Annotated in this window: 8 protein-coding genes and 1 tRNA gene; 5 read left to right on the top strand and 4 right to left on the bottom strand. The window is 51.8% G+C overall.

The window, feature by feature from the left end:
• The 3 genes from QSV34_RS08420 to QSV34_RS08410 are packed head-to-tail and all read left to right on the top strand — an operon-like array spanning position 1 to position 4,109.
• Positions 1-1,755, top strand: coding sequence for a restriction endonuclease subunit S (locus QSV34_RS08420; protein WP_289153703.1), 1,755 nt, complete (start codon positions 1-3; stop codon positions 1,753-1,755).
• An 11-nt stretch (positions 1,756-1,766) separates the two neighbouring features.
• Positions 1,767-3,023 carry an SIR2 family NAD-dependent protein deacylase gene (locus QSV34_RS08415; RefSeq protein ID WP_289153702.1) on the top strand — a complete coding sequence of 419 codons (1,257 nt, stop codon included), beginning with the start codon at positions 1,767-1,769 and terminating at the stop codon, positions 3,021-3,023.
• Positions 3,024-3,041: 18 nt separating this feature from the next.
• On the top strand, positions 3,042-4,109 hold the full coding sequence (locus tag QSV34_RS08410) for a DUF8606 domain-containing protein (protein WP_289153700.1): 1,068 nt from the start codon (positions 3,042-3,044) through the stop codon (positions 4,107-4,109).
• A 155-nt stretch (positions 4,110-4,264) separates the two neighbouring features.
• Here QSV34_RS08410 and QSV34_RS08405 read toward each other — a convergent pair.
• Positions 4,265-4,351, bottom strand: a tRNA-Leu gene (locus tag QSV34_RS08405).
• Between the two features lie 164 nt (positions 4,352-4,515).
• On the opposite strand from QSV34_RS08405, the gene rnr reads away from it, so the two are divergent.
• Both rnr and rlmB read left to right on the top strand, forming a co-directional pair.
• On the top strand, positions 4,516-6,882 hold the full coding sequence (gene rnr, locus QSV34_RS08400; protein ID WP_289153698.1) for a ribonuclease R: 2,367 nt from the start codon (positions 4,516-4,518) through the stop codon (positions 6,880-6,882).
• A 114-nt stretch (positions 6,883-6,996) separates the two neighbouring features.
• The gene (gene rlmB, locus QSV34_RS08395; RefSeq protein WP_289153697.1) at positions 6,997-7,734 is read left to right on the top strand and encodes a 23S rRNA (guanosine(2251)-2'-O)-methyltransferase RlmB; all 738 of its coding nucleotides are present in this window, start codon (positions 6,997-6,999) and stop codon (positions 7,732-7,734) included.
• A gap of 104 nt (positions 7,735-7,838) precedes the next feature.
• Here rlmB and ovoA read toward each other — a convergent pair whose 3' ends face one another.
• Genes ovoA through QSV34_RS08380 form a run of 3 tightly spaced genes read right to left on the bottom strand, consistent with a single transcriptional unit; the run spans position 7,839 to position 11,399 of the window.
• Entirely contained in the window at positions 7,839-9,998 is a 2,160-nt protein-coding gene (gene ovoA / locus QSV34_RS08390; protein ID WP_289153695.1) for a 5-histidylcysteine sulfoxide synthase, read from the bottom strand.
• 29 nt (positions 9,999-10,027) lie between these two features.
• Positions 10,028-11,269 (bottom strand): aminotransferase class V-fold PLP-dependent enzyme, encoded by a 1,242-nt coding sequence (locus QSV34_RS08385; RefSeq protein ID WP_289153693.1) that lies wholly within the window; start codon positions 11,267-11,269, stop codon positions 10,028-10,030.
• Positions 11,217-11,399, bottom strand: coding sequence for a DUF3012 domain-containing protein (locus QSV34_RS08380; RefSeq protein ID WP_289153692.1), 183 nt, complete (start codon positions 11,397-11,399; stop codon positions 11,217-11,219). The genes QSV34_RS08385 and QSV34_RS08380 overlap by 53 nt, the downstream gene beginning before the upstream one ends.
• Positions 11,400-11,409: the final 10 nt, after the last annotated feature.

Raw genomic sequence — 11,409 nt, 5'->3', positions numbered from 1 at the left:
ATGACGCAAGCAGAACAGTTAATTACCGATAACCTTGATGTCTGGACATCGGCCGTTCAGACAAAGTCCACTGCCGGACGCGGTAAAAGTAAAAAGCTTGAACTCTATGGCATCAAGAAGCTACGCGAGCTGATTCTGGAACTGGCGGTGCGGGGGTTGTTGGTACCTCAAGATCCGAATGACGAGCCAGCCAGCGAATTGCTTAAGAAGATTGCTGCTGAAAAAGCGCAATTGGTGAAAGAAGGAAAGATCAAGAAGCAGAAGGCACTGCCAGTGATTGAGGAGGATGAAAAGCCTTCCGATTTACCGGATATCTGGGAGGCCGTTCGATTGGGCGAAGTTAACCACTGGGCGATTGGGTCAGGATTTCCTAAGAAAGAGCAGGGTCTAGAAAACGAAGCAATCTTGTTCTCAAAAGTGAGTGACATGAATCTGCCGGGCAATGAGAAGTTTCTGCAAACGACCACTAATACTGTGTCTGAGGAAACGGCCACCAAGTTGAAGCTCAAAGTTCATCCGCCAGGAACCGTATTTTTCCCAAAGATCGGGGGCGCGATCTCGACAAACAAGCGTCGGATCATTGTCAAGCCAACTGCTATAGACAACAACTGCCTGGGCTTAACGCCGACTTCGGGCATAACTACCGAATATCTTTATCTGTATATGCTTTCGGTCGACTTAGCAGATTACCAAGCTGGTACCTCAGTCCCGGCACTTAGTCAGGCAGTCCTATCGAACATTGTTTTTGGTTTGCCACCACTCGCTGAGCAAACCCGCATAGTTGCCAAAGTCAACGAGCTCATGACTCTCTGCGACCAGCTGGAACAGCAGCAAGAAACCAGTATCACCGCACACCAAACGCTGGTAAAAACCCTGCTCGACGCACTTACCACCGCCAGCGAGCGCGATGGCTTCACCGCCGCCTGGGCGAGAATCGCCGATCACTTCGATACCCTCTTTACCACCGAATGGAGCATCGACCAGCTAAAACAAACCATCCTCCAACTCGCCGTTATGGGTAAACTCGCCCCGCAAGACCCTAACGACGAACCGGCCAGCGAGTTGCTTAAGAAGATTGCCGCTGAAAAAGCTCAGTTGGTGAAAGACGGCAAGATCAAGAAGCAAAAGCCATTACCGCCAATTGAGGAGAATGAAAAGCCGTTTGAGCTGTCGGATGGCTGGGAGTGGGCGCGACTAAATGAGATGGTCTCTCAGCTCGGTGATGGGTTACACGGAACCCCCCAGTATGACGATAGGGGTGAGTACTTCTTTGTTAATGGAAATAACCTAAGAGATGGTGAGATTGTAATAAAGCCTGAAACCAAAAGAGTTAATGAGCAAGAATTTCAGAAGTATCGAAAGAACCTAACTGATAGAACAGTTTTGGTATCCATAAATGGCACGCTTGGGAATGTCGGTTTTTACGACAACGAGCTAGTAGTGCTAGGAAAAAGTGCGTGTTACTTCAATCTCGGTGCAGGGGCCTCAAAGCGCTTTATAAAGATATTGATAGAATCTCCGTACTATCTCAGTTATGCGTTCGAAAATGCTACCGGAAGCACTATCAAAAACCTCGGTTTAAAAGCCATGAACAACTTTCCCGTTGCATTGCCGCCCAAAAAAGAACAGAACAGAATTATCGCGAAAGTTGATCAGTTGATGGCTCTCTGCGGTCAACTAAAAGCCAAACTTAATACGGCGCAAACCACGCAATTACAGCTAGCTGATGCCATAGCAGAACAGGCAATAAGTTAGGAATGCCGCACATGGAAGCAAATAATAAAACCTGGTGCGAGCGTGATGAACATCATGAGTTTGAATACTACTTGGATTTTAATCGATGGTTGGATTTAGCTGACGAAGAATCAGCTGGTGTTTTGCTGCAAAGTCATGGCTTGGAAAATATCCGCCAGCCCAGCAAAGCACTTTTCGCCAGCGATAAACCAGCTTACGATATGGCTTTTCGGGAATACCGCATTCAACGGCGTAACGAAGTGCTTTCTCGCGAGCTTCTTGAAGCTATAGGAGGTGACGATCATTGGTATAACCGCAACGAAGAGCGTTTTCTTCAACTGGTGGGGGAGTTGCGGCAAAAGACAGTGGTACCTTTTGTTGGTGCAGGTATTTCGGTAGCGGCGGGGTTTCCTACCTGGAAAGATCATCTTAGACAACAGGGAAAAACGGCGGGCATAGCTAATGGAAAAGTTGAAAATCTATTGGAAGCTGGCAAGTACGAGCAGGTAATTCATACCATTGAGGAAAAGTTAAATGCTGATGTATTCGCCCAGGAAATTCGTGATGTTTTTCAGAAAAAACTGGACCCTCCTGAGGTTGTTTACCTGCTAACCCAGCTATTTGGCGATACATTGATTACGACAAACTACGACCAGCTTATTGAAACGGCCTACCAGAATATCAACGCAAAGCCGGTTCAACTGATCAATGCAACTGTGGCAGAAGAAAGGCCTGATGGCCAATCATTGAGTGTGGTTAAACTACATGGTCATATCAATATTCCTCAGCGGTGTATTATCAGTGCCAATCAATACGACTTGGCTTACGGCCAAGGCGAGGTTGATCTTTCCTTGCCTATTCCAAAATTGTTGGGGCATCACTATAGAAACAGTAGTTTGTTGTTTCTTGGTTGCAGTTTAAATAATGATCGAACGATTCAAGTTTTCAGAAAAGTAAAGGGGCAGATGCCGGATGTGGATAGGCCGCAACACTTCTCTATAGAGCAGGCTCCTAATGATGTTAATGAGTTGACCCAGAGAAATGCCAGCTTGTTAGAGCTTGGCATAACTCCTATCTGGTATGAGCAAGGAAATTACGAGTCTGTCGAAGCGTTACTTCAACATGCGAAGCACGAGGTTGAATATCAAGGTGGATTTATAACGCCGAGGGCTTTGATAACAGATGCGAGCGGGTTTGACGAGAATGAGAGGGGAGAGATGGATAAGTCAAGGGCTGTAACCGAGTTGTTCAATAAAATAAAAACAATCCTCCTGTTTACCAAGAAGTGATAGCAAGGAAAAGTATTGATGGCAGTTCAACACGGTATTTGGAAAATTGGCAGTAAGCCACAAGCATTGAAGCCAATACAATTGGATTCAGAAGAGCTGCTTGAGCAACAAATTTTCGAAGATGTTTCTATTCTCAATGAAAGCTGGTTGTTGATTGGCCGCCAGGTATATACAGATTTTGGCAAGTATATTGATCTACTAGCGATTGATGCCTTCGGTTCCATTATTGTTATCGAATTAAAAAAACATAAAACGCCCCGCGATGTAGTGGCCCAGACAATCGATTATGCTGCATGGGTTGAAGGCTTACCGACTGAGCGTATTGCCCAGATTTATCAGGATTTTGCCGAGCAATTTCAGTTAGCCATTAAGGATTTTGACGAGGCATTTCAGGCGAAGTTTGGTAGCAAACCGGTAGAGGATGAGGTGAATAGCTCTCATCAAATGGTGGTCGTAGCCGCGGAGCTGGATGCCAGTACTGAACGCATTATCAACTACCTGAATGATAAAGCCAGTGTGGCGGTGAATGCCGTTTTCTTTTCGGCTTTCGAAGATGGGGATAACCAGTATCTGAGCCGTTCCTGGATGATTGACCCCGGTGAAACGGAAGATCATGCTATTAACGTAGGCCAGAAGAATGAATGGAACGGTGAATACTATGCCTCCTTTGGTGTATTTGAAGATGGTCGCTCGTGGGAAGATGCTCGAAAGCATGGGTTTATCTCTGCCGGTGGTGGTCGCTGGTATAGCAAAACGTTGTTTAAGTTAAACCTCGGCGACCGAGTTTGGGTCAATATCCCCAAGACCGGGTATGTTGGGGTAGGAGAGGTAATCAGCAAAGCAATAGTTGCTGATGATTTTATTACTCCTGATATGGAGTTGAGCGGAAATTACAAAAGCGCTGCGGATTATGGTGAGGATAACGCAGAATATTTTGTTCAGGTTAGATGGATAAAAGACTTTAGCCCAAGGGACGCAGTGAACGAGGTTGGTTTATTTGGTAATCAGAATTCTGTAGCCCAACCCAGAACCTCAAAGTGGGATCACACTATAGAACGTCTACAGACTATATGGGGAGTAAAGTAGACTGCTATCGGCCGAGATAGGTAGTTGTGATTTGCTCGCGTTTACGCCAGACCCGCAGTCTATACAAAAACGATAACAGTAGGGCGGTCTAGAACGAAAACAGCCCAACAAGAAAACTTGCTGGGCTGTAACGCACTGAATTAGCAGTGAAATTTTGGTGCCCAGGAGAGGACTTGAACCTCCACGCCCGTAAGAGCACTAGCACCTGAAGCTAGCGTGTCTACCAATTTCACCACCTGGGCAGCAGGGAAATCTGCTGGCTGTGCCAGCGAGGGCGCAACTTTACTGATCCCGGTTTCCCTTGTCAACGCCCTGTCTGGAAAAAATCCAAGGATTGTCACAGTCCATGGGCTACAATGGCTGCAAAGCCGCTGCTGCGGCGCAAACCAATAAAAAGCAGATACTTTTGAGCAAGAAAAGAAACCCCAAAGACCCCCATGCCGCCCGCGAGGCGCAGCGTTACGCCAACCCCATTCCCAGCCGCGAATTTATCCTCGATTTCCTGCGCGACAGCATTGGCCCCATGACTCATTCGGAGTTGTGCAAGGCGCTTAAGTTGCGTGATGAAGAGGCGGTGGAAGCGTTGCGTCGTCGCCTGATTGCCATGTGCCGCGACGGCCAGTTGGTGAGTAATCGCCGCGACGCTTTTGGCCCACTGGATAAGATGAATCTGGTGCGAGGCCGGGTGATCGGCCACCCAGAGGGCTTTGGTTTTGTGAAGCCGGATGCCGGGGGCGACGACTTATTTTTGTCCAGCCGCCAAATGCGCCGGGTGATGGACGGCGACCGCGTGCTGGTGCGCGCCGCCGGCCGCGATCGACGCGGCCGGGTGGAGGCTTCCATTGTCGAGGTGGTGGAGCGGGGCAACAGCCAGCTGGTAGGGCGGTTGTTTTCCGAGAGCGGAGTATTCTTTGTGCGCCCGGAAAACCCACGGGTGCCGCAAGATATTTTGGTGCCGCCCAAGGACATCGCCAATGCCGAAGAAGGGCAGGTTGTGGTGGTGGATATTGTCACCCCTCCGGATCGCCACACCATGCCCACCGGCAAAATTACCGAAGTACTGGGTAGCCATTTGGACCCTGGTATGGAGATCGATATCGCCATCCGCAACCACGGCATTCCCAACCAGTGGCCTGCGGCGGTTACCAAGCAGTGCGCAAAAATAGCGGACGAGGTGACGGAAGTGGACAAACAGCACCGGGTGGATTTGCGCCAACTGCCGTTTGTCACCATTGACGGCGAAGACGCTCGCGACTTTGACGATGCGGTGTACTGCAAGCCGGGCCGCATGGGCAGTCACACGCTGTATGTGGCCATCGCCGATGTGTCCCACTATGTGGATGTGGCCAGCCCGCTGGATCGGGAGGCTTGGGAGCGGGGCAACTCGGTATATTTTCCCGAGCAAGTGGTACCCATGCTGCCAGAGAAACTGTCCAACGGCCTCTGTTCCCTGAATCCACAGGTAGATCGCCTGGCGATGGTGTGCGAAATGAAAGTCACTGCCAATGGCGAGGTGAGCAAGTACCAGTTCTACGAGGCGGTGATTCACTCCCACGCCCGTCTGACCTACACCCAGGTGGCGCAGATGATCGCCCAGCGGGATGATCGCGACAGCCCAATGCGGCAGCGCTTTAAGTCCGTGGTCAAACACATCGACCACCTCTACAAACTGTTTCAGGTGTTACTGGCAGCTCGCAGCCAGCGCGGTGCTATCGACTTTGAAACCACTGAAACCCGCATCCTGTTTAATGCCGAACGCAAGATTGACCAGATTGTGCCCACCGAGCGCACCGATGCCCACCGCTTGATTGAGGAGTGCATGCTGTGCGCCAATGTGTGCGCCGCCCAGCTGTTGGAAAAAAGCAAACTGCCGGGCCTGTACCGCATTCACGATACTCCCAAAGAACAGAAACTCACTGCATTGCGGGAATTCCTTGGTGAGTTGGGCTTGGGCCTTGGTGGCGGTGAATCGCCATCGCCTCAGGATATGCAAAAAGTGTTGGGCAGTATTGTCGAACGCCCGGATCGCCATGTGATTCAAACGGTGATGCTGCGCTCCATGAACCAGGCGGTGTACGACCCGGAAAATATCGGCCACTTTGGCCTGAACTACCCGGCCTACACCCACTTTACCTCGCCCATTCGTCGCTACCCGGATTTGCTTACCCACCGCGCTATCCGTCATTTGTTGCGCAGCAAAAAGCGGGTTAGTGGTTTAAAACGGGTTAAGGGTGCGCCGCTGCTAACGGCGGACAAAATCTATCCCTACGATGTAGCTGCGATGATGGAGGCGGGTGAGCACTGCTCTATGACCGAACGCCGCGCCGATGAAGCTACCCGCGAAGTCGTCAGCTGGCTCAAGTGCGAATACCTGCAGGAGCACGTTGGCGATGAGATGGACGGTGTGGTCAGCGCGGTGACCAACTTCGGTTTATTTGTGGAGCTGCAGGATATTTACATCGAAGGTCTGGTGCATATCACCAACCTGCCCAAGGATTACTACAACCATGATCCCTCGCATCACCGTTTGGTGGGCGAGCGCACCCGGCGGGTGTACCGTTTGGGGGATCGTTTGCGGGTGAAAGTGATTCGTGTGGCTTTGGATGAGCGCAAGATCGATTTTGAGCTGGTTGATAAAGCACCGAAAGTGCAAACCAAAGCAGAGGCTAAAAAACAATCTGGCAAAGATAAATTTATGGCGCAGATGAAGGCCGAACAGGGGCGCGGTAAAAAAGGGCCGAGTAAAAGGCCGGTGCGGCGGAAGAAGAAATAACGAATTACGTCATCCTGAGGAGCGTAGCGACGTGAGGATCTCAGATTCAGGTAGTTGTGAGATCCTCACGGCCACTGCGTGGCCTCAGGATGACGGCATCGAAAAGGTAACCATGTGAAATCCCAAGAATGGCAATACGGCCTGCACGCGGTGCAAGCGCTGTTAAAAACCAATCCGGAAAAAGTCAAAGAGCTGCGCCTGCAACGGGGCCGCGACGACGAGCGCATTAAAAAAATTGTGCAGATGGCGGAGCGCCACGGCACGCCCATTACCTGGGTAAATCGCAAGGAGATGGACAAGTCCGCTGACGGTCGTCATCAAGGGGTGATGGCTTTGTGCGAAGGCGGTGAGGTGCGGGATGAGCACTATTTGATGCAGTTGGTGGAACAGTTGAATCATCCGCCGTTTTTACTGGTGCTGGATGGCGTCACCGATCCTCACAACCTGGGTGCCTGCCTGCGTTCCGCCGATGCCGCCGGAGTGGATGCGGTTATTGCCCCCAAAAATCGCTCGGTGGGTATTACCCCTACGGTGAGCAAAGTGGCCTGCGGCGCTGCGGAATCGGTGCCCTTTGTGGTGGTGACCAATTTGGCGCGCACTTTAAAACAGTTGCAGGAGGCAGGTGTGTGGGTGGTCGGTACTGCCGGTGAGGCGGAACAACTGGTCTACAACGCGGATTTAAAAGGCCCGTTAGCATTAGTGATGGGCGCGGAAGAAAAAGGCATGCGCCGCCTTACTCGGGAACAGTGTGATGCTTTGGTGAAACTGCCTATGGCCGGTGAGGTCAGCAGTTTGAATGTGTCGGTGGCCACCGGGGTTTGTTTATTTGAGGCGGTTAGGCAGAGAGGCTAGAAACGCTATAAGCGTAGGGCGGATTAGCGCAGCGTAATCCGCCATGTATGGTCAGGCTGTGTTTGGTGGATTACGCTGCGCTAATCCACCCTACGAAGTACGTGCTAGCTTTCTTTTATCCAAACCGTCATCTGCGCCAACGTATGCTGAAACTTGCGCCGGGTTTCGCGAATCACAAAAGGAATATCTTGCGGCTCGGCCAGCAATTTGAATTCCGGTTTTAACTGATCCTGCAAACCTTCCAAGGTATCGTAATTCTCACCGGTATTGGCTTTGTAACCACCGATCCATTTATCCCGCGGCGTAAATTCCTCCAGCCAGGTGTAAGGGGAGGTGAGTACCAGCAAGCCGCCGGGGCGGATGCGGTCTTTTATTTGTTGCAGGAATTTCGCCGGGTCGTAGAGGCGGTCCAGTAGATTGCCGGCAAATACCAGGTCGTAGTCGCGATATTTCTCCACCAGGTTGCAGGCATCTCCCTGCATAAAATCAATGTTGTCTTTTATGTCGTCGTAGCCGCCGAAGTCACTCAATTTTATTTCTTTGTAAGCGACCAGCTCTCCCTCATCCTGAATAATGTAGCGTTGCGAGCCATTTTTTTGCAGGTTGCTGGGGGCTTCAATCAGGCGTACAGAAAAATCGATAGCGTCCACATGGCCAAAATGTTTGGCCAGCTCGAAGGATGAACGTCCGGTGGCGCAACCAAGGTCCAGCGCTCTTTCGGTACTTCGGCCTGCCAGGTATGGCTCGACAGCGTTAATGCAGGCCACCGGAAAATTGGGCACGCCAAAGTGTTCGTCGCCGTAGTGAAATTCAATGTACTGAGCCACCATGGCGGAAGACTCGTAAGTGTTCAGAGTTGGGTCTGACAATTTTTCACCCTCCACATAGCGCAGGCCGGAGTATTGGAAAAAGTGGCGCCGAAAGGCGTAGCGGGAATCGCGGATGGCGTAGTTGCCGGTGGATACCCAGCAGCCGCCCTTAAAAATATTGTGCTTGCCATCGAAGGTGGGGGTGGAGAAGTCGTCGTAAATGGGGTGCACTTCAAAGCTGTCAAAACCATCGATGGGGGTTTCGGTCCACTGCCAGACATTGCCGATAATGTCGTAAAAACCGTCGGCAAACTCGTGGCGGTTAACCGGGCAGGGGGAAAATTCGCCCTCTAAATTGATATTGCCCGGCGCCCTTTGCCAGTCCGGTTGATCGCACTCGACCCGCTTGCGTAATTGGTACCATTCGGCCTCGGTGGGCATGCGAATTTGTTTGCCGGTTTGTTCAGATTTCCAATTGCAAAAGGCTTTCGCTTCCAGGTAATTGATATCTACCGGCCAATCCCAAGGCATATCGATCACTTCCAGCATGCTGCGGTAGCGATAGCCCTGCTCGTCGCCAACCCAATAAACCGGGTGCCTGGCGTTGCGAAATTGCGCCCATTGCCAGCCTTCTTGGCTCCAATAGCGTTCATTGGTGTAGCCGTCGGCTTGCACAAATTCCAGAAACTCCTGGTTGGATACTAGATACTTTGACGCACTGAATGGGGCCACTTCTTCCTGGCTGTGTCCGTATTCATTGTCCCAACCGTAAACCGGGTTGCTGCGGGGTTTGCCCATCGTCACGCTGCCACCGCTGACCGGCAGCAATTCATTGGCGGGAGCCTCGCCGCTTTGACGGCAGATATTGCTCCACAGGGGGTGGGGTTTTACGCATTCCAGAGGCAGTTCACGAATCAGAACGGCCGTGGTTTCCAGGTGAATGCGCTCGTGCTCGATGCCCATCACCACAATCCAAAGTGGGTCGTTCCACTGGATTGGCAAGCTGATGTCGCAGTTGCGAATAAACTGGTCAACTACCTGGCGGGTCTGGTCGCGGTGGGCCTTTACCTCTGCCGGTGTTGGCCAGTGGTAATTTTTCTCATTGAGGTCGTCCCAGGACATTTCATCCACGCCAATGGCCAGCATGGACTCAATGCGCTCGTTCACCCGCTGGTTAATCAGCTTGGCCACATTGAGCTTGTTGATAAAAAATACCGAGGTGTGGCCGTAGTAAAAAATCAGCGGGTGGCGCAGGGGGTTGGCGCGGGTATAAAACGCCTGGTCGTCTTTCAGGCATTCAAAAATGCTTTCGTACAGGGAAAAGGTGTCGTGGAAATATTGCAGAATTTCCTGGCGTTTTGCTTCCGGGTCGCCGCCATTGAGGAGGGGTGTTTTGGTAATCAGGTTGTATTCACTAATGCTGGCTGGTGGCGATAGTGGGGTTTCCACGGGCATGAACAATTCCTTACGGGTTTAGTGTGGGCTCACTGGTGCAGCTTGGACTCAATAACCTGGCAAAAATTCGCGATTTCATCGTCATTATTAAAATAGTGCAGCGACGCCCGTACCGCCGAGGGCACCTTGCGTTGCTGAAAATCCAAACGGGCATTGCGGCGAGCGGTTACCGAGGTGTTAATGCCTTCTGCACGCAGTTCCGCCACCAGTTTTTCTGCATCTTTGTTTTCGCAACTGAAGGTGACGATACCACAGCGTTGGCTGCCGGGGTCGTGCACTTTCACGCAATCGATGGTGCTCAATTCGGTGCGCAGGGTTTGTGCCAGCGAAAACACCCGTTGCTGGATCTGGCTCAGGCCAACTTCCATAGCGTAGTTGGCCGCCGCTGCCAGGCCAATCTTACCGGCGGCAAAGCATTCCCAGTTTTCAAAACGCCGGGCATTGGCCTGAAATTCGTAGTCGTGATCGGCAGTCCAGGCAGCGGAGTGAAGATCAATAAATGGCGGTTCCAGAGTATCCAGACGCTCTTTTCGCACGTACAGAAAGCCTGTGCCACGAGGGCCGCGCAGGAATTTGCGGCCGGTGCCAGAGAGAATATCGCAGCCGATTTGCTGCACATCAATGGGCATTTGCCCCGCCGCCTGGCAGGCATCGAGTACATAGAGCAGGTTGTTGTCCCGAGCGATGTCACCCACTTCACCAGCGGGGTTCACCAGGCCGCTTTGCGAAGGCACGTAAGTGAGGAAGATTGCCCGGGTCTGTGGGTGAATCATTTCCTGCAATTGCTCCAGATCGATGGCGCCATCACTGCCGGAGGGCACCTGATCAATCTGAATACGCTTCTCCCGAGCCAGTTGCAACAGGGCGAGATAGTTGGAGGAGTACTCCGATTGGTGCACCAATACCCGGTCGCCGGCTCGCCAGGGAATGGCGTACACCGCCATGTCCCAGGCGCGGGTGGCGTTTTCCACAAAGGCGATTTCATCCCGGCTGGCATTCAGCAGGTTGGCAAAGGCGCTGTAAAAGCTGTCGAGCTTGTCGGCATTCTCAGCGGCGGCTTCGTAGCCGCCGATAGTTTGTTCCAGCTGCAGATGATCAAGCACCGCCTGGTATACCGGTTGTGGCATCAGCGATGCCCCCGCGTTATTGAAATGAATCAGTTTTTCGCAGGCGGGGGTGTCGGCGCGGGCTTTTTGCAGGTCAAACAAATGGCTAACCTTATTCGTCGTCGCTACGGAAGATGCAGTGCTTGGCAAAGTCGGCAGCTTCATTGGCTGTCCAGTCGCCTTTGGGCTTTTCTTTCATGGCTTCGCACCAGGCTTTACTGCCCACTTCCGGGGCGCAGGCGGCAAGCATGATTGTGGCAATGGCGACAGAGGCTAACAGAGATAACTTTTTCATAATCACATTC

This window comes from Porticoccus sp. W117 (genome assembly GCF_030341905.1).
In the GTDB taxonomy this organism is placed as follows: domain Bacteria; phylum Pseudomonadota; class Gammaproteobacteria; order Pseudomonadales; family Porticoccaceae; genus SCSIO-12696.
Note: the sequence above shows the minus strand (reverse complement) of the source record. Positions and strands in the feature narration are given on the sequence as shown.